Genomic DNA, 26,378 nt, shown 5'->3' with positions numbered 1-26,378 from the left:
TTTTATTAGTAAGAATAAGATAGGAAAATAATAACATGAATTCTTGGGCAATATTTTCATTTATAGCATGTACCGCACTGGTTGCTTTTATTTCTTGGAAAATTACAAAAGAAGGAGATTTAACAACATCTAAAGGCTACTTCTTAGGAGGCCGTGGTTTAACAGGCATACAAATTGGTACGTCGATATTATTAACCAATTGGTCTGCAGAACAGTTAATTGGGCTTAATGGTCAAGGGTTTGCTGTTGGCCTATCAAGTATGGGATGGGCGGTAACAAGCGGCGTTGGCTTGATTATCATGGCCACTATTTTTCTACCTTATTTTTTGAGTCGCGGAATAACAACACTACCAGAACTAGTTGAAGAAAGGTTCGGCAGTGGCGCGCGTAATTTCATGGCTTTTTGTATCCTACTAGGCCTAGTTCTAATGTTACTACCAGCTGTTCTCTACACTGGTGCGCTAGCCTTGACTAAGCTGTTCAATATAACTGAACTTTTTGACGTCTCTTATAATGTTGCATTAACCGGAGCGATTGTTTTCATTGTAATAATAGGCAGCACCTATGCTATTTTTGGTGGCTTAAAGGCCGTTGTTATCTCTGACACCATTAATGGGATTGGGTTTTTCTTTGGTAGTATCTTAGTTCTCGTTTTAGGTTTGAACGCACTAGGTGATGGTCATATTTTATCAGGCGTACACAAGTTAATAACCGTTCACCCTCAAATGTTTAACGCAGTCACACCTGAGAAGGCGACCATTCCCTTTTCTACCCTATTCACAGGTATGATTCTAATAAATATTTATTTTGCTTGCGCAAACCAGCTAATAATACAACGTGCATTAGGAGCAAAAAATTTAGCAGAAGGCCAAAAAGGTGTTCTTATGGCCGCTGTCATAAAAATCCTAAGTGTCGGCATTTTATTGGTACCTGGAATAATTGCTTTTCATCTTTATGGGGATCAAGGTATACATCCTGATCAGGCTTACCCTCTTTTAATTCATAATGTTATGCCTGATTACATGGTAGGTATTTTTGGTGCTGTTTTGTTTGGCGCAGTAATTTCGACATTCAATTCAATAATCAATACATGCTCAACTATTTTCGCTCTAAACGTATATAAGCCATTGAAAGGTAATTATGTTGAAGACATCCAATGCATTACTGCTGGTAAGAAATTTGGTTTTGCCATTGCTGTCTTTGCTGCCTGCGCAGCACCATTTATTCAATACCTAGATCATTCAGGTGTATACATTTTTGTTCAGAAGTTTAACGTTGCACTCCACTTACCTGTGTTATTTATAGTTTTGATTGGCATGGTATCCAAACGAGCAACAGCAAAAGCGACAATTACTGGAGCCGCTTTTTATGTTATCTGCTCACTATATTTCACTTACTTCACCGAGTGGAAATTAAACTTCCTCCATCAAGCTGCGATTATGTTTACACTTAGCCTTATAATCACTTGGCTGATGACATTAAAAAATCCAGATTTATCAAACAAAAAGCTACTAGTTAAACTTGACACAGTAGACATTACCCATTGGAAACACATACGCCTTGGTTGTGTCGTCGTTTCGGTAATGATGGTTGCTGCGTATGCACTTGCATCATCTATTGGTGTTGTTACTGACCCTGACAAGATAACTAGAAATGTACTCATCATTCTAGCCTCTTCAATCCTCGCTATTTTTATTCTAAATATAATTGTTAAAGTATTTATGGATAAAATAAAAGAACAAAAAAGTGTAAAAAATTATACTGAAAAACAGATAAATACTTAATCACATCCATTTCAAGCTAACTATTCAATAATTGGTAGTTAGCTTGACAGTAAGGTTCATTGATTAATACTCTTTAGCTACAACAGGTTACTACACAATATTTTGCTAAACTCATAAAGTTTTGGCAGGGATAAAATCATCAAAAATTCATTACATTAAAATCAAGACAGCATGGAGCAATTATTATAAAAACAAAAAACCTTAAGCTTTATTTAAATTCGACAAAAAACACATTAGAAAAATCAAAATAAAAAAAAGAGCTTCAATAAAATGAAAAACATTAAAAAAACAAATATAATTAAACACTCACACACTGTATCGGACAAAACAAACCACAAGAAAACCTTTTATTTTAAATCAAAGACAACATCGAAAATATATTTTTTTATAGACCATTAATAATTGTGAAGACTAAAACGTCAATTTAATTGATTTCAATAATCTTTTAATTTTAGAACTTTATTTTATGAAGATAATATAAATCTTTATAACCAATTATTAATAGGACATACAATTATGAAAAAATCTATTTTCACACCAAGCATCCTTGCTCTTTTCATAGCATCAACAGCGCATGCTGGAGCAAAATTTACTACAGACTCTGGTACGTTAACAGTAGGTGCAGACATAAGATATAGCGTTGGTAGTGAGACAAATCGTAACACATTAGCTGATAGTGGGAATGCAGTCTCTGATGGGCGAGTAATACTTAAAATAAATGGAGAAAAAGTTCTAGAAAATAATAACTTCGTTGCTTTTTCGCTTAATCCTGCATGGAAACAATACGGTGAACCTAAGCCATATGACATGTATCTTCAATTTGGCGTGAAAAAAGATTGGAATATTAAGGTTGGCCGTCAAAAAGCGATTAACCTTTCACCAAATGATACAAGCAGTTCAGATCAAGATTCATATGTTTATATACCAATATCAAAAACGATGGTATATCGTGCAGATATAGCTCGTGGGCGCTTATCTTCAACTGGTGATGACGGACAATATACTTTTACAAAAGTAGTTAACAAAACAACTCAATTTCAATTGGCTGTCCAGTCATTAGATAAAGGGGCAACAATAATAGCCCGCCCTGTCGTGACCCATAATTTTGAAAAAGGTAGCATTGCAGTTGGTTTAGAGGCTCCTATCATGTCTTCTGACGAAGTGGGAACAGAAACCTTTATGACTGCTAATGACAACTTTTATAATGATATAACAAAAAATCAAATTGTTGATGATGGTAGCGCTTGGATTGGTACCGGTATTACAGGTACCTATAAAATGACAAATGACTTACAAATAGTTGCTCGAGCAGCTTATTTGATTGATGACCGAATAAAGAGTAATAAAGCAACATCGTATGCAGCAGGTCTTGGTGCTCGTTATAAGAATTTTTATCTCGGTGCAATACATGGCGTAAGAAACACTGAAATAGACGCAAATGATACTGAAGAATGGGACGTATATTCCTATTATGAATTTCCAAACATTTTAACAATTGAAAACTTTAATATTTTTCTAGGAGCTGGTTACTCTTCCTCTAAAGTCAATAAAGTTAGTCAGAGTGATATAATCGGAAGTAAAGTTACATTAAAATATACATTTTAATTAAAAAATTCGAACAAAAGATAAACTTGAGGACATAATTACATGTTGAGAAAAATAAAAATAGCATCACTTTCTTTGTTTGCTTTATCGATACCATTTCATGCTTATGCAGATACTGGTTATTATAAAAATTTCATAACAAAAACAGTCAAAAACTTAGTTACTGATTATTCAGTAAATAATTATGACAACAAAGATGATACGCAAAAACTACAATCTGCAATTAATGAACTATCAAAGAATGGTGGAGGTGAAATCATCATTCCGGCTGGCGTTTATTATTTTATGAATGTTGAATTAAAATCAAATATTAAGTTATTAATAGATAAAGACGCCAGCATCAGACCTTATTTACAAGCGATGTATGATAATGGTGGTGATTCGATATTTAATGTCGGTGAATATAATGCTGATGTAGTTAAAAACATTGCAATTACTAGCTTACAAAAAGATCAACGATTTACTGTACAACTACCTGCTATCACTAAGGTCTCAGGCGCCAACCCTAACAAACCGTTTAACAATGTATATGGCATAAAAGTCTTTCATTTTTTTAATGTGAAGAATTTCTTGACATCAAATATGAATATTTACGATAGCAATACAAAATACTCTGCGATGAGTTTAAATGCGGTTTTATCTGATAAGAATATTAAGAACAGAGGGAAATTTCCAACCTATGGGGATGTTAAAAATATAACTATTTATAACGCTGCCTATGGATATGGCGCTGTGCAAGCACAAGCTGCGAGTAAAATTTATTTTGAGAATATAGAATCCCAAGGTGGTGCAGCATTAAGATTAGAAACTGGCTACGCACCGATGAATGATATGAGATTAGGTGGCGTAAGTGATATTAAAGCAGACAACATAAGATGCCTTAATGGTAGCGCGGCATTAACACTGTCACCACACACTATCCAGACAAATGCAAACATTGATGCCCATAACATCATAGCAGATGATTGTAATTTTGCCGTTAGGATAGCTACTGGTTTTATTTCAAAGAAAAACAAAACAGTTGGCCTCACACCTGGCATATTTAAAAATGTAAATATAGACGGTATTGATGCCACTTTTGGATTCAGATCACAAATCTTGCATAAAGACTTCTCTTTATTATCCAAAGATCTACAAAGATACATATACAGAACAGATACTCATTTGGAAGCTCTAGTTGGCCCTTCAATTTCAGCTGTCGGTTATGTTGGTGGGCCCGGTGAGAAAATAAATTATGAAGCATCTTTGAAAAACATCAAAATGCATGGATTTAAACCAGGAACCAAAGAGATAACGTTCCCTTCAGATAAGGGTAAAGTGTACACAACTGAGGAGTAATCAATATCAGTTAATGTAGTGTTATTTCAAAATTTATTTTGAAGTAACACTACATCCAGTACTCATTTATCTTTAAACTATATATTTATATAAGGCATATAAGATATGAAAATCAACATGATACTTTCTTTATTAACTGTCTTTATCTTACTATCAAGTCAAAACGCCAGTGCTAACTATTTTAAAGATTTTCCGACGACGATTTCAAAAAATTTAGTCACCGACTATGGTGCTAATAATTACGATATACAAGATGATACCCCACAGCTACAAAAAGCAATTGATCAACTTTCTCAAGAAGGTGGTGGTCAGATTATCATACCAAAAGGCGTTTATTACTTTTTTAATGTACAGCTAAAATCAAATATTAAAATATTAATTGATCAACACGCAACTATAAGACCTTATAAAAATAAAATGTTTAAGCACGGATCTAATAGTATATTCAGTGTTAGTGAAAATAATACTAATTTGGTTCAAAATGTAGAAGTTACTTGTTTACAAAAAGGTAAACGATTTACTGTTCAATTCCCTGTTATCAGAGCAATTTCAGGCGATAATCCATCAAAATCGTTTAATAACGTCTATGGTATACGTGTATTCAACTTCTTTAACGTGAAAAACTTCTCAATCTCAAATTTCAATGTCTATGATAGTAAAACTAAATATTCTTCAGTAGAGATGGGAGCGATAACAACACCGTCGAACATTAAAAACCGAGGTCAAGACCCAACTACAGGTGACGTTAAAAACATAACTGTTTTCAATGCAGCTTATGGGTACGGAGCAGTTCAAGTTCAAGCTGCGAATAATATTTTTTTCAAAAATATAGAGTCCGACGGTGGGGCTGCTTTAAGATTAGAAACTGGCTTTTATAAGACTAATAATCTGCAAATAGGTGGAGTACAGGATATTAAAGCGAATAACATAAGATGTATCAATGGTAGTGCTGCGTTAACACTGTCTCCACACGCTTTACACACAGATAAAAATATTGAAGCACAAAATATAAAATCAAATGGTTGTGGTTTTGCAGTTCGAATTGCCGGAGGATTTGTTTCACAAAAATATACAACAAAAGGATTAACAAAAGGCTCCTTTAAAAATGTTTCTATACATGGAGTAGATGCTACATTTGGCATGCATTCGCAAATTTTAGATAAAGACTTCACCTTCTTACCTAAAGAGTTGCAACGTTATATCTACAGAACAAACACTAGATTAGAAGCCTTAAGTGGCCCTTCTATTGCTGCAGTTGGGTATGTTGCAGGGCCGGGAGAAAAAGTGAATTATGATGTATCCATCACCGGAATAAAGACACACGGATTTAAAAATAAAGCGATCATTACTAACAATGACCGTTATAAGCTCTACACCACCGAACATTAGATTTAGAAAACGAATAGGAAAAACTATAATCCGTACGATTTTCAAACAATATTATTATAAGAAATTATTCATCAGCAACTTTATATACAAAAAAATTTAATATTTACTGAGAAAATATTAAATTTCACTAAAACAGTTTTGAATTAATTTCATTATAAAATAAAAATAAAATAGGTAAATACATGAACTCTTGGGCAATACTTTCATTTATAGCATGTACCGCACTGGTCGCTTTTATTTCTTGGAAAATCACAAAGGAAGGAGATTTAACAACATCTCGTGGTTATTTTCTAGGCGGACGTGGCTTAACAGGCATACAAATTGGTACGTCAATATTATTAACAAATTGGTCTGCAGAACAGTTAATTGGACTTAATGGTCAAGGGTTTGCTGTTGGTCTTTCAAGCATGGGATGGGCGGTAACAAGCGGCGTTGGCTTGATTATCATGGCCACTATTTTTCTACCTTATTTTTTGAGTCGCGGAATAACAACACTACCAGAACTAGTTGAAGAAAGGTTCGGCAGTACTGCACGTAACTTCATGGCTTTTTGCATTCTTGTCGGCCTAGTATTGATGCTACTTCCAGCTGTTCTATACACTGGCGCTCTGGCGCTGACTAAACTTTTTAATATAACTGGTCTCCTAGATATTTCATACAATGTTGCATTAACAGGAACTATTGTCTTCATTGTAATAATAGGCAGTACCTATGCTATATTTGGCGGCCTCAAAGCCGTTGTTATTTCTGACACAATCAATGGAATTGGCTTTTTCTTTGGCAGTATTTTAGTTCTTATTTTAGGTTTAAATGCATTAGGTGATGGTCACATTCTTTCTGGTATACACAAACTCTTAACAGTTCATCCTCAGATGCTTAATGCAGTTACGCCAGTTAAAGCTACTGTTCCTTTTTCTACCTTATTCACAGGTATGATTTTGATGAATGTTTATTTTGCTTGTGCTAACCAGCTGATAATACAGCGCGCATTAGGGGCAAAGAATTTGGCTGAAGGACAAAAAGGTGTCCTCATGGCTGCGGTAATCAAGATCCTAAGTGTTGGTATATTATTAATACCAGGAGTGATTGCTTTCCATCTTTACGGTAATGAAGGGATCAATCCTGATCAGGCTTACCCTATATTGATTCATCGTTTAATGCCTAACTACATGGTTGGAATTTTTGGCGCAGTTTTGTTTGGTGCTGTAATTTCAACGTTTAATTCTATCATCAATACATGCTCCACAATCTTTGCTCTAAATATTTACAAGCCATTACTCGGGAATTATGTTGAAGATATTAAATGCATCAATGCAGGGAAAAAATTTGGTTTTGTAATAGCGATTTTTGCAGCTTGTGCGGCACCATTTATTCAATATTTAGATCATTCTGGTGTGTATATATTTGTACATAAATTTAACGCCGCACTGCACCTACCTGTACTATTTATTGTATTAGTTGGCATGGTTTCCAAACGAGCAACAGCTAAATCTACCATCACTGGGGCAAGTGTTTATATTATATTGTCGTTATACTTTACTTATTTTACTCACTGGAAATTAAACTTCCTACACCAAGCTGCAATTATGTTTTCTATTAGTCTTATTATTACTTGGCTGATGACATTGAAAAATCCAGATTTATCAAACAAAAAGTTACTGCCAAAACTAGACACAGTAGACATCACACATTGGAAGCACATACGTCTAGGATGCGTCATTGTGTCTGTGATGATGGTTGCCGCTTATGCTCTTGCATCATCGATTGGTGTTGTAACAGATCCTGATGATATAACTCGTAATGTATTCATCATTCTAGCCACCGCTATAATATCTATTTTCATTATAAATATAATTGTCAAAACTTTTATGAATAAAATAAAAACTAAAAACGAAAAAAACATCCAGTTAGACTCATTGAATCGATCTTAATTTTTATTAAACGATTTTTAACATATTTATTGTATGCAATTTTAATAAATTAGAGTGATTTAGAAAATTATAATGCTGTTAATTTTATTGAAACCATGATTAGGATTATTTAATAATGAATAAGAAAATTCTTACAACATTGACTTTATTCGTATCAATTCATGCTTATGCTGATACCGGATACTATAAAGACTTTCAAGTTTCGACAACAAAAAATTTAGTTAGTGATTATTCTGTTAATAACTATGATAGTAAAAATGACACACCAGAGCTTCAAAAAGCGATTGATGAACTATCAAAAAACGGAGGGGGGGAAATCATCATTCCAGCTGGCGTCTATTATTTTATGAACGTTGAATTAAAATCAAACATCAAATTACTAATTGATAAAAATGCTAGTATTAGGCCGTATTTACAAGCTATGTATGATAAAGGTGGAGATGCAATATTTAATGTCGGTGAATTTAATAAAGATGTGGTTAAAAATATTGCAGTCACAAGCTTACAAAAAGACCAACGATTTACTGTACAGTTGCCAACTATAACAAAGATATCTGGTGTTAATCCAAAAAATCGATTCAGAAATGTATATGGAATAAAAGTTTTTCATTTTTTTAATGTTGAAAATTTTTTAACGTCAAACATTAATATTTATGATAGACACACAAAGTATTCTGCAATGAGCTTAAATGCGGTTTTATCTGACAAAAATAAAAAAAATAGAGGGAAATTTCCGACTAATGGTGATGTTAAAAATATCACCATTTTTAATAGCGCTTATGGATATGGTGCAGTTCAAGCCCAAGCGGCAAGTAATATTTTTTTCGATAACATAGAATCTCAAGGTGGCTCTGCCTTAAGATTAGAAACAGGTTACGCTCCTATGAACAATATGAAACTAGGCGGTGTGAGTAATATTAAAGCAAATGATATAAGGTGCCTTAATGGTAGTGCTGCATTGACCCTATCACCACACACTATCCAAACGAATTCAAATATTGATGCGCATAACATCACAGCAGATAATTGTAATTTTGCAGTTAGAATAGCTTCTGGCTATGTTTCATCAAATGACACAACAAAAGGTTTGAAACCTGGGATATTCAAAAACGTAAAAATAAATGGTATTAATGTTTTTTTTGGTTATAGATCACAAATTTTACATAAAGATTTTTCTCTATTATCTAAAAAATTACAAGGTTATATATACAGAACAGACAATAACCTTGTATCTCTAGCGGGTCCATCGATTGCCGCTGTCGGTTACGTTAGTGGACCAGGTAAGCCGATAAATTATAACGTTTCTTTGAAAAATATAAAAATGCATGGTTTTAAATCAGAATCTAAAGAGATAGTTTCACCTAAAGATAAAGGTCAAGTATACACACTAGAAAAATAGACACTTAATAAAATCTATTATTTTCATTTAATAAAAGGTATAAACATGAAAAAAAATATTTCAATTAGCTTACTTTCTGTATTCATTACATTATCAAGCCAAGCTGCTAATGCCGCTTATTTTAAAGACTTTTCAACACAAGTAACAAAAAACCTGGTCACTGATTACGGCGTTGATAATTACGATAATAAAGATGACAGCCCTTTACTACAAAAAGCCATTGATAAACTATCTAAACACGGCGGTGGTGAAATAATAATCCCTAAGGGTGTCTATTATTTTACTAATATACAACTGAAATCAAATATCAAAATACTCATAGATCCACAAGCATCAATAAGACCGTATATTAATAACATTGCTAAAAATGGTTTGAAGTCAATCTTTTCTTTAGGTTTAAAATCAGCGCCTGTCGAAAATGTTGTCATAACAAGTTCAGATAAAGATAAAAGATTTACCGTACAGTTGCCTACCATTAGAGAAAAAACAGGGAAAAGCCCTAAAAAACCTTTTAATAATGTTTATGGTGTCAGGGTTTTTCAATTAGTGAACGTGAAAAACTTCAAGATTTCTAACATGAACGTTTTCGATAGTAAGACTAAATTCTCAGCAATCACTATGGGTCCTATCGTACGAGGAAAGTATAAAGGGGCTCAGCCGGCAGATGGAGAAGTTTCAAACATAAGTGCATTTAATAGCGCTTATGGTTATGGAGCAATTCAAGTACAAGCTGGAGATAACATTTCTTTTGAAAATATAATATCAGAAGGTGGAGCGACATTACGATTAGAAACAGGTTACTCTGTTATGAATGACTTACAAATTGGAAGTGTAAGTAATATTAAAGCTGACAATATTAGCTGTATCGATGGTAGTGCTGCACTAACATTATCACCCCACTCTATGCAAGAAAATAAAAATATTGACGCACAAAATATAAAATCTAATGATTGTAATTTTGCGGTTAGAATTGCAGCTGGCTACATTTCAACAAAACAAAAGAATAAATCGTTGACTCCTGGTGTATTTACAAATGTAAAAATACATGACGTTGATGCCACTTTCGGATTTCGATCTCAGATTCTACATAAAGACTTCACCTTGTTACCAAAAGACCTACAACGCTATATCTACCGCACAGACACTGAATTGGAAGCGTTAAGAGGGCCTTCTATAGCTGCAGTTGGTTATGTTGCTGGACCTGGAGAGAAACAAAATTATGATGTCTCTGTAACTGGAATAAAAGCACATGGGTTTAATACTAAAGCGATTACTACGAGTAATGATCGTTATAAACTGTACACCAAAGAACATTAGAAAATATTTGATGGTGCTTTAATTTATTTTTAGGGCGGATCCTGATGTGTCATTAAACCGACACATCAGGACACCCCACAAATCCAATAAATTTATACCCCCTCTCTACCATAGAAACATTTTTCAACAGATCAAATATCATTATAAATATTATAAATATTATAAATATTATAAATATTATAAATATTATAAATATTATAAATTAATTCTATTGTTGAATTACATAAATACTATAAAAATTATTTTATCAAAAAATCAACTTCTAAACTTAAAAACCTTTAACACATAACTTTATGTAATACCTAAAAGGCTATTATGTTATATCAATAGAAATTAATAAAACTTAACAAAATAAACATTGGTTTTTTGATATACAAATATAAACCCTCAATGCATAATCTCTTAATAACTATTAACAATAATTATAGTAAATAGGTTTAATCATGCAAAAAAATCCTAATGTTTTAGTTTTTATGACAGATCAGCAGCGAGGAGACTCTGTTTATGATGCTAGAATATTAATGCCTAACACACGCAAATTAATGCAAGATGGATTGGCTTTTACCGAAAGCTATTGCCCTGCCCCTCACTGTTGCCCCTCACGAGCCTCTTTCTTTACAGGTCAATATCCAACTCAACACGGTGTTTGGAACAATGTGTGTGTTCAAAACGCGTTATCAAGACGCCTTAACCCTGAAACCGAATTATTTAGTCATCAACTAAAAAAACAGGGCTATCAACAATTTTTTGCAGGGAAATGGCACGTTTGTTATGACACTGGACCTGAGGATCATGGTTTTGAAGAGCTTTATGTCACCTGTAATAAAGAATCTAAAAATGATCCAACGAATAGATCAATGTCTCCAAGCTGGGAAATATATAAAAATATTCCTACCGAGTCTCGCGACAGGTATGAAGGTGAAATCCTAAGACCTGGTTACCCTAACTACATTCATTATGGCGTAACGGAAAATCCTTTTAATGATGAAGATGTTGTCGATTCTGCTTTGGTAAAACTTAAGACGTTACGCGAATCTGACACGCCTTGGATGATGTACATAGGGACACTTGGCCCTCATGATCCATACTTTGTTCCACAAGCGTTTTTAGATCTGTACGAGAATGTTGAAGTAGAGCTTTCTGATATTCATTATGATTCTATGGATAAAAAGCCTGTTTATAATAAAAAAATTAAAACACTTTTCGACCAACTTTCCATTGATGAAAAGAAACAAGCCATTAAACACTATTGGGCCTTTTGTACTTATGAAGATCACTTGATTGGCTTGGTAATAGATGAACTTAAATGTCATGACAATTTCGATGACACACTTATTTTATTGGTAAGTGATCATGGGGATTACAATGGTGAACACGGTTTATGGTGTAAAGGGCTACCTGCTTATAAAGGGGCTTACCACATCCCAACTATCGCACACTGGCCAAATGGGATCAGTGATCCAGGAAGAACCATATCCGATCTCATTTCTTTAGCTGATATCGCACCAACACTTCTCGACATTGTTGACTGCAAAATGACTCAACCAATTGTTGGAAAAAGCTTACTTCCCTATTTTTATAATCAACAGAAGCAGCCTTTACACCCATTCTTACACACACAAACGAATGGTAATGAAATTTATGGCATCCAGCGGTCTGTTTTTAATAAAGAATGGAAGCTTGTATTTAACACCTTTGATAATGATGAATTGTACGATTTAAAGAATGACCCTAATGAATTGAATAACTTAATAGATGAAGAATCCTCTTTACCTATTATTGAGACACTTTATAAGGAACTATGGAAGTTCGCAAAGGATACAAATGACACTATTATTAATCCATACATATTAGTTGGATTAGCTAAATTTGGCCCAGCAATACTATAAAAATAAAGAGGTTTTATTATGAATACTTGGACTTTATTAAGCTTTATTGGCTTTACCTTACTCGTTGCTATTATTTCGTATATTGCAACGAAAAAAGAAGATCTAAACAGCAGCGATGGTTATTTCTTAGGTGGACGAAGCCTAACCGGAATATCGATTGGTTTCTCAATTCTTTTAACTAACTGGTCTGCTGAGCAGTTAATTGGCTTAAACGGTCAAGGTTACAGCGTTGGTCTATCTAATATGGGGTGGGCTGTGACATCCGCTCTAGGCTTTGTTTTACTTGCCTGTGTCTTCCTTCCTTTTTTCCTTAAAAAGGGTATTACTACAATACCTGACTATATCGAACAAAGGTTTGGACCTGTCGCGCGAAACTTCATTGCTTGGGTTATCCTCATCAATATGGCCGCGGTTGCACTACCAACAGTTTTATATGCTGGTGCGTTAGGGTTAAGTCGAATCTTTGATGTGGCCTCTCTGTTTAATATTTCTGAAAACTCAGCACTCATTGTCTCAATTATATTCATTGCTGTTGTTGGTAGCATCTATGCCATCTTCGGTGGTCTTAAAGCCGTTGTTATCTCAGATACTGTAAATGGTATTGGTTTCTTTATCGGTAGTATTCTCATTCTATTCCTAGGTTTGCACGCACTAGGTGATGGTGACAGCTTTGCCGGTGTAAAAACCTTAATCACAAAAGACCCACAAATGCTTAATGCGGTAAGCTCTCCTAAGGTTAACGTACCGTTCGCAGCTATTTTCACCGGCATGCTACTGATTAATATCTACTTCTCCTGTACCAACCAGGTCATTATTCAACGAGCTTTTGGTGCCAAAAGTGTTGCTGAAGGGCAAAAAGGCGTACTGTTTGCTGGCGTGATCAAAATTGTCAGTATTTTAATATTGATCGTCCCTGGCATTATTGCTTACCACCTTTATGGTAGTGAAGGAATCAAGGCTGATGAAGCCTATCCTTTATTGGTTAATCGATTATTGCCTGCTTCGCTTGTTGGTTTTTTCGGTGCCATATTGTTCGGAGCAATAATTTCCACGTTTAATTCGACCATTAACTCATGCTCAACAATCTTTGCTGTCAATATTTACAAACCACTTAAAGGTGGAAATATTTCTAGCATTCAAGACATTAAAGCTGGGAAGATATTTGGTACTGGATTAGCCATTTTTGCGGCTATCTGCGCACCTTATATTAAAAATGCGCCTCAAGGGCTTTACATGTTTATGCAGGAATTTAACGCCTTATTTACCGTTCCTATTTTGTTAATGGTCGTTGTGGGCATGTTCTGGAAAAAAGCATCGGCGAAATCGACGATTCCAGGTATGGTTACTTATATGGTTCTCTATCTGTTCTTTAAATTTGGCTATACTGGTTGGGATTTGAACTTCCTACATAAAACAGCTATTTACTTTGCTGCTGGTTTAGCTGTTTCAATTGTACTTACTCACATGTACCCAGCTGAAGATAAAGTAAAAGAAGTGGAACACTCCCCTGTTAATATTGAGAACTGGAAATATTTGCGCTTAGGGAGTATCGTAACTATCGTGCTTATGGTTGTCACCTATGCTATAGCATCACCAATAGGCATAGTAGCACCTTGGGAAGAAATTCCAGGCAATCTTACTAAGATTTTAATAGCTGGGTTAGTTGCTATCTTTGCATTGAACTTTATAGTCAAGAAAGTTTCAAATTCATTTGATAAGAAAATACAATCTCTTTAATCAAGTAAAGAAGTTAGTTTAGAAAGATATATTCTATCTAGACAGAGTAAGTAATATAATAATGTCGAATACATACGTGTTCGACATTATTTTTATTGCATACTAAGATATGATAAAGATATTTAATCCTACTATTTACTGAATTCTTCAAAAGGCAATGTCATGAATAAAACCCTAATACACTTCACTAAAGCGGCAGACTATATGTCAATTAGTCAAGCTAGTATTGAATTAGGCATCAGTCAGCCAGCCCTTAGTAAGAGCATACGTTCTCTAGAAAACAAATTAGGGGTTACTCTCGTAAAAAGACATCCTAGGGGCATTAGATTAACTCCTGAAGGTGAAATCGTTTACATGAGGGCTCAAAAAATAGAATTTGAAATGCAGGCGATTGAGCGCGATATCCAAACCCTGCAAACCAACCATCAAACTCTCAAAATTGGTGCAGGTCCAGCTTGGCAAAAACCCATTACCGCAATACTTCCTGACTTTTTAACACGCTTCCCTAATGTTAACGTATCTATTCAATCAGCTCCTATCAGTGAACTGATGTCTCCATTAATTGATGATAATCTTGATTTGGCTTTCGGTGGAGAAAACGGTCAAGATTTATCAAAAAATAATGGTCTAGCATTCACTCCTATTATTGACAGCCACTTAACCGTTATTGCTCGCAGCAAGCACCCGTTAAATATCAACAAAGTTCACCACATTAGCTCTTTATCTAGTTTTCCTTGGATTGCATTTCAAGCATCATCTGAAATATTAGGTCATGTTAATAACCTATTAGAACGCGAAGGAGGAAACCGAGTAAGGTATATTCTAGAAACTGAATTTCTCGATATGGCATTAGAAATGGTAAAAAACACCGATGCCTTATTATGTATTTCTGATCAGTTATTTAAACAGTTAGATGACAATTCACTTGTATCAATTGATTTGTCTGAGCCTATTTGGCACTTCCATTTAGGCGCTTGGACTAAACCTAAACACACTAGGAGTATATTAGTGAATGAATTTTTAACTATGTTAAACAAAAAACTACGTCCACTATAAGAGATAGTTTTGGATTAAATTTGTCAAACTAGATAGAAAAATCAACAACGCTGCAATACATAAAATTGCGCTAAGAAGTCGCTTAACCCAGATTGCACTTTTAGTCGTTAACTCACCTTCAAACTCAAATCCTGCAGTACGATAGACATAGACAATATAAAAAATAAACGTTAATACTGCCAAGGTTATACCCGCATATAAAACCGCAGCATTCTGATTGCTATACCCTACCCTAATAACCACTAGAACATTAATTAATAATACAAAAATGGTTCTAGACCAAGATAAGGATGTTCTTTGCGGCTGCAAACCACCGTCAGAGGCACGCTTTACTGTCATCACTATGTCCTATAGTAAAGCATCAAATATACGATAAAAATAATCACGGCAATCATCACAAAGCTAATAACAGCCAAAACGCGTGTATATTTTAGCTCAGCATCCTGTCGCATGGCCTTTTCATTGTCAGACCAGCGACGATAGGCATAAAACGACAGAACCGCTGAAAACAAGCTTAATACAAGGACTAAAATTTCTCGATATAATTCAGGCGCAATATTTGGGGCTAACTGATCAATACCAATTGATGCCGCTAAAAAAGCCAAAGCCGTACGAATCCACGCTAAGAAAGTTCGCTCGTTTGCAAGTGTAAATCGATAGTCAGGAGCTTTTCCTGTTTTACGCCACATATTATATTTCCTTCATATAACTTATTATCTAATTTCTGAATTAGTCAGCAAAACAACAGCGCTTAAATTTTTCACCGCTACCACAAGGGCACTGGCTATTTTTTGACACCTTAAACATAGAATAAAGTAGCTTAGGCTGTTGTTGAATAATCGCCATTATATTAGCTGGAGACTGCTTATTATCTATCAAAGCTGCCATTAATCTCATATAAGGCTCAGTATGTTTGAAAAAGTTGGTATAACCTGAGCAAAAATAATTATGGTTTAAGAAACCACTTCGGGACACGGAAAATCTGTGTTTGGGACATCCACCATGACAAGCAAATTTATATTCACACTTTAAACAGTCATCATTAAGCGTTTTGGCTTTGTCTTGACCAAATTTCTTAGCGGCCGGACTATTGTTCATTTCCTTGATGCTAATCTCATGAATGTTACCTAATAAATGTTCAGGGTAGACAAAATGATCGCACTGATATAAATCGCCATTTGATTCTAAGGCAAAAGCATGACCACAGGTTTCTGAGGTAATACAAGAACCTGAAGAATGTCCGCACCACGTGGCTAATGTTGAGTCGAACATATTCACAAAAATACGTCCTACATCGGCTTTCACCCAAACATCAAAAACACCGTTTAAAAAATCACCATAACGCTTAGAAGGCACTGACCATGAAGTTACATTTGCTTCAATTTCATCAGGGAGCACCAAGGTCAATGCTTGAGTGTCTTCAGTGGTATTCACCGCTTCCCTTTCTACTAAAGGAATAAACTGGAGATATGTGGAGCCAATTTGCTTTAAGAACTCATACACTCGTTCAGGGTGTTGTGCATTAAGGTCATGAATGACCGTTAATGTATTGAACTCTATACGATGTTTTTTAAGGTACTCAATGCCTTTCATTACCTTGGCATGTGTAGATTTATTCGTCCGTGTCACACGGTAAGCATCATGCAAGTCTTGAGGCCCATCGATGGAAACACCAATCAAGAAATTATTTGCCTTAAATAACTCACACCACTCATCGTTTAACAAGATAGCATTAGTTTGAAATGCATGACTAATCCGTTTATTGCCGGCATATTTCGCGCACAAGGCAACCACTTTTCGGTAAAAGTCGACACCCATTAAAGTGGGCTCACCACCTTGCCAAGCAAATTGCACTTCTAAGCCCATTTGAGCTTCAATATGTTGTTGAATGTACCGCTCTAGAGTGTCTTCCGTCATTCTCCAGTTTTTATTCTGCTCTGGGTACAGTTTTTCTTTCTCTAGATAAAAGCAATAAGTGCAATCTAGATTGCAAATAGAGCTACTTGGTTTTGCCATTACATGGCAGCCAGCTACAGTAGATTGAGTCATACAAACACCTTAGGTACATTCAATTTATTCAGCCAATTATCGCAACAGTGACATTGTCACGACGCAACAACTGGCTACAACACATTTATTATATTTATTAATCGATAAGTCAGCTTAGTTCAAACTGATATGTCGTCTGATGGCGATAGTCATCGCCGGCTTTTAAAATACTATCGCTCATGGACCATTCTGGATGATTTGGAGAGTCCGGCAGAAATTGCGTTTCAAACGCAAAGCCCGCGTAGTTAGTATAATGTTTACCACCACGTTTCGGACAATCCTTTAGAAAATTTCCAGTATACAACTGCCCTGCAGGCATCGTTGTCATTACTTTCATCTTTACTTTTTCATCAGGTGACTGGACGATACTAACAAGTGACGCACCACCAGCATGCTCAGGAAATAGATATGAGTGATCATAACCTCCTACACTTTTCTGATGATCGTCTTTTAAAAAGTCTTGGCGAATGGTTTTCTTTGTTTGGAAATCAAAACCTGTACCATCGACAGAGACAGCATCTGAAATAGGCACCCCTGAATCATTCGTTGGTAAATATTTATCTGCGTTGATAACCAACAAATGATCTCGACAATCCATTAAGTCACTCTCACCTTGTAGATTAAAGTAAGCATGGTTAGTCAGATTGACAGGACAATCTTGATCACAGTGAGCATGATAAGAAATTTCAACGCCATTAACCTGCGATAAACGGTAGCAAACAGTCACATCCAGTTTGCCAGGAAAACCTTGATCGCCATCCGGAGAACACAGCCCATACACTACATGCTGGTCAGAAAGCTCAAGCACTTCCCAACGACGAGAATTGAAGCCCTCGACACCGCCATGTAAACAGTGATCGCCCTGATTTTTTGAGATCGAAAAGTTTTTACCATTCAATACAAACTGTGCGTTCTTAATACGGTTCGCAAAGCGCCCTACCGTCGCACCTAAATAACCTGTTTGCTGATAAAAACCTTCCATTGTATCAATACCAAGCAACACTTCTCTATGCTCATTTACTAATGGCAAGGTGCAACTTAACCAAGTTGCACCTATGTCCATAAACGTCGCCGTCATTCCTGCACTGTTTTTTAGGGTCACCAGCTTAGCTGGCTTCCCATCTTTAGCAACATCATTCATATTGCTGTGTAACAATTGAACGCTTGCAGGGTATAAACTCATTACGCCAACTCCACAGAGCCTGCACCGTCAGTAGCATTACAAATATAAATGGTTTCTTTTAAGCCACTTATTGCTTGATACTGCTCTTCAACAGCGCTCTTAACCGCATCAACTAGAACGGGCGGAACAAGCGCGACAACACACCCGCCAAAACCACCACCAGTCATACGCACGCCACCTTTTGTGCCAATAACGCCTTTCACAATATCCACAAGAGCATCCACTTCTGGGCATGTGATTTCAAAATCATCTCGCATTGAGGTATGCGATTGCTCCATTAATACTGCTAAACGCGCCATATTCTCATCTCTTAGGGCATGGGCAGCTTCAACAGTACGCGCATTCTCTGTAATGACATGTCGAGCTCGTTTCGCAACGACTTCTTCTAACCCAGCTTTGCGGTTGTTAAACATATCGATATCAACATCTCGCAATGCTTTCACGCCAAAAAATTCTGCAGCAGTTTCACACTGAACACGACGGGTATTGTATTCGCTACCCACCAAGCCACGCTGTTTATTCGAGTTAATGATCACAATCGCCATGCTTTCAGGCATAGAAACTTCTTCTGTTTCTAACGATCTGCAATCAATCAAAAGAGAATGGTTACGCTTCCCTTTTGCTGAAATCAACTGATCCATAATGCCGCAATTACAACCGACAAACTGGTTCTCTGCCTGCTGTCCATTTAATGCAATATCTTGCTGAGAGATATCCAAGTTATACAGTGTTTTGAAGGTTTGCCCAATGACCACTTCTAATGCCGCTGACGAACTCAAGCCTGCACCTTGTGGAACGTTCCCGCTTACTACAATATCCGCGCCATTGAACTCATAACCACGTTTCTGAAGGCAATCAATTACGCCACGAATGTAATTAACCCACATAGTATCGTTATCAAACTCAAGCGGCTTTGAGATATCAAACTCATTCACTTGATTATCATAATCAACCGCTATAACGCGTACAATCGAGTCGTCACGAACGGTAGCTGCTACTGCTGCTTGATAATCAATAGCGCAAGGTAAAACGAAGCCATCATTATAATCTGTATGCTCACCAATCAAATTAACTCGACCTGGTGCTTGAATAATATGATCTGCAGCCTGACCAAAAATAGACTTAAATGTGTCGGATACTACTTGGATTGGCTGGTTTGAAGAATCAGTCATAATTTTTTTCCTATTTATTTTTATCTTCTAGCGCTCCCTACAGAAAAGGCTAGGTATAGAGTGTTAATCAAGAAAATCGTATTTTATGCTTTGTAATGCACATCACTTAAGACACGAAGACGTTCAGCGGCTTGCTCTGCCGTTAAGTCGCGCTGACTTTCAGCCAACATTTCGTAACCGACCATGAATTTCTTAACCGTAGCGGAGCGAAGCAATGGCGGATAAAACAACGCATGTAATTGCCAATGTTCTGTCCCTTTGTCTTCTATAGCGTCGTCATTTTCGAAGAATGGCGCATAATGCCAACCCATAGAGTAAGGAAAAGAACATTGAAACAAGTTGTCGTAACGGCTAGTAAGCTTTTTCATTGCTAACGCCAAATCATCACGCTGTGCATCCGTTAGTTCACTCATTCGACGAACATGAACTTTAGGCAACAACATAGTTTCAAATGGCCAAGCCGCCCAATAAGGAACAACGGCAATCCAATGTTCAGTTTCTACTACCGTACGAGAACCGTCTTTTAATTCTGCTTGTACGTAATCAACCAACAAGTTAGAACCATGTTCCTGATAATAATCACGTAGGTTTTTATCTTTACGTTCAATTTCATTTGGCAGAAAACTGTTCGCCCAAACTTGCCCATGAGGATGAGGTTGAGAGCACCCCATCGCCTCACCTTTGTTCTCAAACACTTGCACCCACAGGTAATCTTTACCTAGCTCTTCTACCTGATCATTCCAAGTGTCTACCACATTGCGAATTTGTGAAACAGGAAGCTCTGGTAGCGTTTTACTATGATCGGGAGAGAAGCAAATGACTCGACTTAACCCACGAACACCTTGAGTTTTAAACAATGGATTGTCTGACTTAGGCGCATCAGGAGAGTCAGGCATTAACGCAGCAAAGTCATTCTGAAAAACATAAGTACCTTTGTAGTCAGGGTTAACATCGCCTGATACTCGAGTATTTGTTGGACAAAGAAAACACGAAGCCTCATAAGAGCTTACATTGGCTGGGGCCGCTTTCTCGTCTTGGCCACTCCACGGGCGCTTAGCACGATGTGGAGAAACCAAAATCCACTGACCGGTCAATGGGTTGTAACGACGATGTGGATGATCAACAGGATTAAATGTTATTTCTGACATTGTTTTCTACTCTCTAGTTCTGACGCTAAATCTAAACACCTCCAGAATCATTATGTACATTATTCTAGAGGCGATCATTAAACAGTGGATTTTACCGCTTACTCTGACGACTAATCTTGGTAGCCTTGAGGATTTTTCGACTGCCAGCGCCACGTATCTGCGGTCATAGCAGCAACATCTCGATGCGCTTTCCAGCCTAGGTCTTTCTCAGCTTTGGCAGTGCTTGCCCAACATTCTGCAATATCACCAGGACGGCGTGGTTGCACTTCATAAGCGATATCATGACCACAAGCCGTAGAAAAGGCGTTTACCATATCTAATACACTACTGCCTTTACCCGTACCCAAGTTATAAATATGCAGTCCAGGTTTGTTAGTCAGCGCATTTAAAGCGGCCAAATGACCATCGGCTAAATCTACCACATGGACATAGTCACGAACCCCAGTACCATCTGGCGTTGGGTAATCATCACCAAACACGGCCAATTTTTCACGACGACCGACTGCTACTTGAGCAATAAAAGGCATTAAATTATTCGGAATTCCTTGTGGATCTTCGCCCATGGTGCCAGATGAATGGGCACCTACTGGATTGAAGTAACGTAGCAAGGTAATGCTCCAATCATCTTCTGCGGCAAATAAATCACGAAAGCATTCTTCAACAATATACTTACTACGGCCGTAAGGGTTAGTTGTTGCCCCCGTTGGTGAATCTTCTGTGATAGGCACTTCTTGTGGGTCGCCATACACAGTAGCTGAAGAACTAAATATGATGTTTTTCACACCCGCATGACGCATTGCACGAGCCAAAACCAATGACCCATTTACGTTGTTATCATAATACTCAAGCGGTTTAGCAACCGATTCGCCTACCGATTTTAAACCAGCAAAATGAATAACCGCCTGAACATCATGTTCGACTAATACAGAATTAAGAAACGCTTCGTCGCGAACATCACCAAGATGAAAAACAGGTCGCGACCCTGCTAATGCCTCAATACGATTCAGTACCTCTTCTTTACTGTTAGATAGATTATCAATGACAATTGGCTGATGGCCCGCAGCAATCAATTGCACACATGTATGGCTTCCGATATAACCCAAACCGCCTGTCACTAATACCTTCATAATCACCTCTAAACTTTATAAAGCATGTAAACGATTACACGCCGTTAATTGAAGTATTAAACTAGATTTATCGATAAAAATCGATAAAAAAAGAAATTTAATGTTCTTTTATTGTAAACGATACCATTACAGATAAAAACACTCAAAAAGCGCCTTTCACATTTCATATGATACTTTTACGATCTGAGCGATCCTAGTGAAAGTTATAAGGTTGTTAGCCTGCCCAAAAATAACCCCATTCTCCCCTCTCATTTCTGTAATACCGGCGGCTCTGAATAAAGAAAAGAAGCTGATCTTAAAAGCTAAACCTGCGGTGACTCTTGAAAACCCAACCTATTAACTTATCGTGAGTACACTGTATCCGCTTGTCAGAATGTAATAATTTTCAGGCACAATGAGCAGCAGATAATTAAGCGAGAAATAAGATAAAAATTGTCAGAAACAAACATCATATGTTATAAACATACTATCTTTTAATTGACTGAATTTACTTCTTAGTATTTGTGAGATGGCAGCAGTATTGGCAACTACTAAAACCTTAATAATTCGCTCAGTCAGCTCTTTAGTTGAAAATAACTTTTATGAAAATTATTGATGTGCTTCCTCAAAAAGTGAGTCAGGCAACGAGGTCAAGACAAACACTCCCTCTTTCAATCAATATAAGGTGTATTAAATGAAAAATATTGATTGGTTAATTATCGACTGGGGGACTACCAACTTCCGTGCATTTGCGATGAATAAAAATGGGACTCTTGTCAAAAAAACAGAGCGTCGGCTTGGTTTGCTACAAATTGACAATAATGAGTTTGCATTAGCATTACAGACAGTGCTTGACGACTGGCTAGGTGAGTATAAAAGCTTACCCATTTATATGGCTGGCATGGTCGGTTCTGCTCAAGGCTGGGTTAACGCTCCTTATGCAGAAGCACCAGTATCAATCAGCCATCTAGCCCAAAAGAGTGTTCAATTCACACTCCCATGGGGAGCTCAAGCAACAATAGTGCCTGGTGTTAGTTATGAATCAACACCAAAACATTACGATGTAATGCGCGGAGAAGAAGTTCAGCTATTTGGCTTACAATCACTAGAAAATAAAGAGAGCTTCGTTGCCGTCTTCCCCGGCACTCATAGTAAACATATGTATATCAATGAAAGCGCACTATCCAGTTTCACCACATTCATGACTGGAGAAATGTTTTCTATCTTATCAAAGCACTCTATTTTAGGCATGGGTCTTCCTGATCAACATGCCTCTATTACAGCCTTTGAAAAGGGCATCAATGAGAGCGGCCAAAAGCCGTTAACCAGCCAATTATTCGCGACTCGAACCCATCGATTGTTCGGTAATTTAAAAGAGTGTGACGTTTTAGATTACCTCTCTGGCTTATTAATAGGCGAAGAACTAAAAGCATTAACAAGCAATCGCGTTTATTTAGTCGGTGGTGAAGCTCTTTGCTGCCGCTATAAAACAGCGTGTGAACTCCTTGGCATTGAAGCCACTATCGCCAATGGCGATGATGCATTTCTGAACGGTATGTTACAAATTAAAAAGGCGCTAAACGATGACAAATAAAGATTTTAAATTAAGCGAACACCTTCCTCTTGTTGCTATTATCCGAGGAATTGAGACAAAAGACGTAGTCCGTGTTACTCAGATCTTAATTGATGAAGGCTTTTCAATGATTGAAGTGCCATTAAATAGCCCTGACGCACTTACCAGCATCAAACTTTTAGTCGATACTTTCGGTAACAATTACTTAATTGGGGCAGGTACTGTCACTACGCCTGCACTAGCAAAAGCCGTTATTGCCACGGGCGCTAATTTGGTTGTTACCCCCAACTACAACGCCGAAGTAATCAAATTATCTGCTGCCGCTGGCTGCGTAACTTTCCCAGGCGTCATCACACCGACAGAAGCCTTTGATGCTCTTGAAGCAGGCGCAACAGGGCTGAAACTATTTCCTGTATCGGTTCTTGGCTTAGATGGATTCAAAGCATTAAAATCTGTTCTTCCTCCAGAAGTCGATTGTTTTCCTGTGGGCGGAATAAACCCAACGGTTGAGAGCATGAAACCTTATACAGATCTAGGCGCAACAGGATTTGGTTTAGGCGCTTCTCTCTATAAACCAGGATTGACCGACGATGAAATCCGAACAAATGCAAAAGCATTCGCTGCCACATACACAAGCTTAAAAAAGTAAATAACGCAGCGGAAGAGAGGGATGATATGAAAATTCCCTTCTCATGAGACTATTGGCTTTAAACTTTGATCCTAACCATGCTACATCAACCTACCTTTGCAGGCAGCGAATCAAAAAACGAACATCGTAAAGCTCGCAATGAATTTTCCTTGACTCAATGGTTGGATTGATTCCTTTGGGTCAGCTTGAAGGTAAGCAATGGGATAGACTCATCCTCACCTCCAATGTACTACTCTTAGTAGAGTTAAAAACAATGTATTTAATGAGGTTTAACTGATGACTATTATTCGCGTTGGTGTTGATATCGCTAAATCTGTTTTTCACGTACATGGCGTTGATCGTCAGGGTAAATGTTGCTGGTCTGGTAAATACTCTCGTGCTAAATGGGTCGACCAAATTAGGAAAAAAGTCCCTAACGAGGCCGAGATAGCAATGGAAGCTTGCGCGTCTGCTCATTATTGGTCAAGAGTCCTTATGAGGCACGGATACACGGTCAAATTGATTGCCCCTCAATTTGTCAAACCTTATGTTAAAAGTAATAAAACGATGCAGTAGATGCGGCGACTATCGCGGAAGCGATGAGCCGCCCTCACATGAGGTATGTGGCTGTTAAAAGCGTAGACCAACAAGACATACAAGCGCTTCATCGTATCCGAGAAGAGCTTATCAAGCAAAGAACAACAAAAGCCAACCAGATTCGTGGATTGGTGGGCGAATACGGAATCGTTGCACCCATAGGGATTCACACACTAAGAAAAGCACTACCTTGTTGGTTAGAGGGTCGTCTCCATCACGACTGAGATAGAGCAGCATGCAGCCAGTGATCCTGTTGCCAATAAATTATTAGTGCTAAGAGGAATCGGCCCACTATCTGCCAGTGCATTGGCGGGAATAATTGGCGATGGCAAACAATTCCGTCGTGGTCGTGATTTTGCCGCTTCGTTAGGCTTAACTCCAAGTCAGCACAGTACGGGAGGTAAAGACCGATTATTAGGGATTTCTAAACGTGGTGATAGCTATATGAGAAAATTATTGGTTCATGGTGCCCGATCTGTGATTCGTCACACACAAAACAAAGAAGATAATCTAAGTAACTGGATTAACGAATTGAGAAAGCGAAAACACGTTAATATTGCAACGGTAGCATTAGCTAATAAAACGGCTAGGATCGCTTGGGCAATTATTGCGGGGGATGGTCATTACGACAACAAGCGAGTGGCTGCATAAAAAATACTGAATTGATTAGAAAAACAGGTTTAAAGTGGTAGCAAGAGGAAAGTCTCAAAACTATTGCGAAGTAATTTGAGTGATGGCATAAGGTTGAACCGATGCTGCAATACCCCTGCCTGACGTAGAGCCTAATGAGCTCGTGTAAGCGATTGGGAGGCAGCATGCGAATAGCCCATCAAGGTCAGACATAATATTGTCATTGAAAGACCGAATACACGTAGGCAGTTGTACCTTCATGTGATCAAAAAAATTACTTGCAAACGAGGATGAGTCCATACACGTCAGGCCATCACCACCTAGACAGGCTTAAATTAACTCACTTTTTTAAATTTGTTATTGGCGTAAAACAAGAAGCTGGTCTAGGGTTATGTGTAGACAGAGAACAAGGGATTGTTCAAGCCTTCAGGATGAAGGCTCTGTCTTTTTCAGGATGATCTCCGCGCGGCAAGGATGCTGTAAAGAGTCCTTTCAGTTGTCTCTATTTGATGTTCCATGGCAGTAAGCTGTCTATTTCTTTCTGGTCACTTTCATCGGCCAATAACGGCAGTTTTTCAAACAGCATAACCAGATAGTCGTATGGGATCAGCCCATTCGCTTTGGCTGTCTCGATAATGCTGCAAAGCATCGCGCTGGATCGGGCGCCATTGCCGGTGTTTGAGAACAACCAATTTTTACGGCCAATCACGAAGGGCTTGATCGCACGTTCTGCTCGGTTATTGTCGATATTAATATCACCGTCTTGGAGATAAGTGGTGAGTTTGTCCCATTGATTCAGGTTGTATTGGATCGCTTTTCCAAGCAAAGAGGTCGGCAGGACCTGTTG

Annotated in this window: 20 protein-coding genes and 1 pseudogene; 13 read left to right on the top strand and 8 right to left on the bottom strand. The window is 37.3% G+C overall.

Going from position 1 to position 26,378, the window contains the following annotated elements:
- Positions 1-35 precede the first annotated feature (35 nt).
- The 10 genes from E0D70_RS09730 (at position 36) to E0D70_RS09685 (ending at position 15,445) form a co-directional block, all read left to right on the top strand.
- Complete coding sequence (locus tag E0D70_RS09730; protein ID WP_133012093.1) at positions 36-1,784, top strand: solute:sodium symporter family transporter; 1,749 nt, start codon at positions 36-38, stop codon at positions 1,782-1,784.
- 516 nt (positions 1,785-2,300) lie between these two features.
- Positions 2,301-3,389, top strand: coding sequence for a carbohydrate porin (locus tag E0D70_RS09725; protein WP_133012092.1), 1,089 nt, complete (start codon positions 2,301-2,303; stop codon positions 3,387-3,389).
- A 42-nt stretch (positions 3,390-3,431) separates the two neighbouring features.
- Positions 3,432-4,727 (top strand): glycoside hydrolase family protein, encoded by a 1,296-nt coding sequence (locus tag E0D70_RS09720; protein WP_133012091.1) that lies wholly within the window; start codon positions 3,432-3,434, stop codon positions 4,725-4,727.
- Between the two features lie 105 nt (positions 4,728-4,832).
- The gene (locus tag E0D70_RS09715) at positions 4,833-6,116 is read left to right on the top strand and encodes a glycoside hydrolase family protein (RefSeq protein ID WP_133012090.1); all 1,284 of its coding nucleotides are present in this window, start codon (positions 4,833-4,835) and stop codon (positions 6,114-6,116) included.
- Positions 6,117-6,298: 182 nt separating this feature from the next.
- Complete coding sequence (locus E0D70_RS09710) at positions 6,299-8,047, top strand: solute:sodium symporter family transporter (RefSeq protein ID WP_133012089.1); 1,749 nt, start codon at positions 6,299-6,301, stop codon at positions 8,045-8,047.
- Positions 8,048-8,162: 115 nt separating this feature from the next.
- On the top strand, positions 8,163-9,446 hold the full coding sequence (locus tag E0D70_RS09705) for a glycoside hydrolase family protein (RefSeq protein ID WP_133012088.1): 1,284 nt from the start codon (positions 8,163-8,165) through the stop codon (positions 9,444-9,446).
- Positions 9,447-9,491: 45 nt separating this feature from the next.
- Positions 9,492-10,763 carry a glycosyl hydrolase family 28-related protein gene (locus E0D70_RS09700; RefSeq protein ID WP_133012087.1) on the top strand — a complete coding sequence of 424 codons (1,272 nt, stop codon included), beginning with the start codon at positions 9,492-9,494 and terminating at the stop codon, positions 10,761-10,763.
- Between the two features lie 443 nt (positions 10,764-11,206).
- Entirely contained in the window at positions 11,207-12,652 is a 1,446-nt protein-coding gene (locus tag E0D70_RS09695; protein WP_133012086.1) for a sulfatase-like hydrolase/transferase, read from the top strand.
- 18 nt (positions 12,653-12,670) lie between these two features.
- Positions 12,671-14,389, top strand: coding sequence for a solute:sodium symporter family transporter (locus tag E0D70_RS09690; protein WP_133012085.1), 1,719 nt, complete (start codon positions 12,671-12,673; stop codon positions 14,387-14,389).
- 162 nt (positions 14,390-14,551) lie between these two features.
- Entirely contained in the window at positions 14,552-15,445 is an 894-nt protein-coding gene (locus tag E0D70_RS09685) for a LysR family transcriptional regulator (protein ID WP_133012084.1), read from the top strand.
- Here the strand turns inward: E0D70_RS09685 and E0D70_RS09680 are convergent.
- The 7 genes from E0D70_RS09680 to galE form a co-directional block, all read right to left on the bottom strand.
- A complete protein-coding gene (locus tag E0D70_RS09680) occupies positions 15,440-15,784 on the bottom strand; it encodes a DUF202 domain-containing protein (protein ID WP_133012083.1) in 345 nt (114 codons plus the stop codon). The genes E0D70_RS09685 and E0D70_RS09680 overlap by 6 nt on opposite strands.
- Positions 15,785-15,786: 2 nt before the next feature.
- On the bottom strand, positions 15,787-16,134 hold the full coding sequence (locus tag E0D70_RS09675; protein WP_133012082.1) for a YidH family protein: 348 nt from the start codon (positions 16,132-16,134) through the stop codon (positions 15,787-15,789).
- Between the two features lie 40 nt (positions 16,135-16,174).
- Positions 16,175-17,494, bottom strand: a complete 1,320-nt coding sequence (locus E0D70_RS09670) for an anaerobic sulfatase maturase (protein WP_133012081.1) — start codon at positions 17,492-17,494, stop codon at positions 16,175-16,177.
- 109 nt (positions 17,495-17,603) lie between these two features.
- Entirely contained in the window at positions 17,604-18,677 is a 1,074-nt protein-coding gene (galM, locus tag E0D70_RS09665; protein WP_207923242.1) for a galactose-1-epimerase, read from the bottom strand.
- Positions 18,677-19,849 carry a galactokinase gene (gene galK / locus E0D70_RS09660; RefSeq protein WP_133012080.1) on the bottom strand — a complete coding sequence of 391 codons (1,173 nt, stop codon included), beginning with the start codon at positions 19,847-19,849 and terminating at the stop codon, positions 18,677-18,679. Before galK ends, galM begins: the two co-directional genes overlap by 1 nt.
- A gap of 83 nt (positions 19,850-19,932) precedes the next feature.
- A complete protein-coding gene (locus tag E0D70_RS09655; protein WP_133012079.1) occupies positions 19,933-20,997 on the bottom strand; it encodes a UDP-glucose--hexose-1-phosphate uridylyltransferase in 1,065 nt (354 codons plus the stop codon).
- A 110-nt stretch (positions 20,998-21,107) separates the two neighbouring features.
- Complete coding sequence (gene galE, locus E0D70_RS09650; protein WP_133012078.1) at positions 21,108-22,124, bottom strand: UDP-glucose 4-epimerase GalE; 1,017 nt, start codon at positions 22,122-22,124, stop codon at positions 21,108-21,110.
- Positions 22,125-22,797: 673 nt separating this feature from the next.
- On the opposite strand from galE, the gene E0D70_RS09645 reads away from it, so the two are divergent.
- From E0D70_RS09645 to E0D70_RS09635, 3 genes and pseudogenes are all read left to right on the top strand, one after another.
- Entirely contained in the window at positions 22,798-23,697 is a 900-nt protein-coding gene (locus tag E0D70_RS09645) for a 2-dehydro-3-deoxygalactonokinase (protein WP_133012077.1), read from the top strand.
- Positions 23,687-24,325, top strand: a complete 639-nt coding sequence (locus tag E0D70_RS09640; RefSeq protein ID WP_133012076.1) for a 2-dehydro-3-deoxy-6-phosphogalactonate aldolase — start codon at positions 23,687-23,689, stop codon at positions 24,323-24,325. The genes E0D70_RS09645 and E0D70_RS09640 overlap by 11 nt, the downstream gene beginning before the upstream one ends.
- 276 nt (positions 24,326-24,601) lie before the next feature.
- Positions 24,602-25,552, top strand: a pseudogene (locus tag E0D70_RS09635) (IS110 family RNA-guided transposase).
- A gap of 481 nt (positions 25,553-26,033) precedes the next feature.
- Here E0D70_RS09635 and E0D70_RS09630 read toward each other — a convergent pair.
- On the bottom strand, positions 26,034-26,378 hold a 345-nt coding region (locus E0D70_RS09630; protein ID WP_133012075.1), incomplete at its 5' end, for an IS66 family transposase.

The organism is Marinomonas flavescens (assembly GCF_004352835.1).
In the GTDB taxonomy this organism is placed as follows: Bacteria; Pseudomonadota; Gammaproteobacteria; order Pseudomonadales; family Marinomonadaceae; genus Marinomonas; species Marinomonas flavescens.
Note: the sequence above shows the minus strand (reverse complement) of the source record. Positions and strands in the feature narration are given on the sequence as shown.

Bases quoted from the DNA above. Each gene is read 5' to 3' on its own strand.
- E0D70_RS09680 (WP_133012083.1), bottom strand. From the start codon at position 15,784: ATGACAGTAAAGCGTGCCTCTGACGGTGGTTTGCAGCCGCAAAGAACA.
- E0D70_RS09670 (WP_133012081.1), bottom strand. From the start codon at position 17,494: ATGACTCAATCTACTGTAGCTGGCTGCCATGTAATGGCAAAACCAAGT.
- E0D70_RS09730 (WP_133012093.1), top strand. From the start codon at position 36: ATGAATTCTTGGGCAATATTTTCATTTATAGCATGTACCGCACTGGTT.
- galE (WP_133012078.1), bottom strand. From the start codon at position 22,124: ATGAAGGTATTAGTGACAGGCGGTTTGGGTTATATCGGAAGCCATACA.
- E0D70_RS09690 (WP_133012085.1), top strand. From the start codon at position 12,671: ATGAATACTTGGACTTTATTAAGCTTTATTGGCTTTACCTTACTCGTT.
- E0D70_RS09695 (WP_133012086.1), top strand. From the start codon at position 11,207: ATGCAAAAAAATCCTAATGTTTTAGTTTTTATGACAGATCAGCAGCGA.
- galK (WP_133012080.1), bottom strand. From the start codon at position 19,849: ATGACTGATTCTTCAAACCAGCCAATCCAAGTAGTATCCGACACATTT.
- E0D70_RS09685 (WP_133012084.1), top strand. From the start codon at position 14,552: ATGAATAAAACCCTAATACACTTCACTAAAGCGGCAGACTATATGTCA.
- E0D70_RS09725 (WP_133012092.1), top strand. From the start codon at position 2,301: ATGAAAAAATCTATTTTCACACCAAGCATCCTTGCTCTTTTCATAGCA.
- E0D70_RS09655 (WP_133012079.1), bottom strand. From the start codon at position 20,997: ATGTCAGAAATAACATTTAATCCTGTTGATCATCCACATCGTCGTTAC.
- E0D70_RS09675 (WP_133012082.1), bottom strand. From the start codon at position 16,134: ATGTGGCGTAAAACAGGAAAAGCTCCTGACTATCGATTTACACTTGCA.
- E0D70_RS09720 (WP_133012091.1), top strand. From the start codon at position 3,432: ATGTTGAGAAAAATAAAAATAGCATCACTTTCTTTGTTTGCTTTATCG.
- E0D70_RS09705 (WP_133012088.1), top strand. From the start codon at position 8,163: ATGAATAAGAAAATTCTTACAACATTGACTTTATTCGTATCAATTCAT.
- E0D70_RS09640 (WP_133012076.1), top strand. From the start codon at position 23,687: ATGACAAATAAAGATTTTAAATTAAGCGAACACCTTCCTCTTGTTGCT.
- galM (WP_207923242.1), bottom strand. From the start codon at position 18,677: ATGAGTTTATACCCTGCAAGCGTTCAATTGTTACACAGCAATATGAAT.
- E0D70_RS09645 (WP_133012077.1), top strand. From the start codon at position 22,798: ATGAAAAATATTGATTGGTTAATTATCGACTGGGGGACTACCAACTTC.
- E0D70_RS09710 (WP_133012089.1), top strand. From the start codon at position 6,299: ATGAACTCTTGGGCAATACTTTCATTTATAGCATGTACCGCACTGGTC.
- E0D70_RS09700 (WP_133012087.1), top strand. From the start codon at position 9,492: ATGAAAAAAAATATTTCAATTAGCTTACTTTCTGTATTCATTACATTA.
- E0D70_RS09715 (WP_133012090.1), top strand. From the start codon at position 4,833: ATGAAAATCAACATGATACTTTCTTTATTAACTGTCTTTATCTTACTA.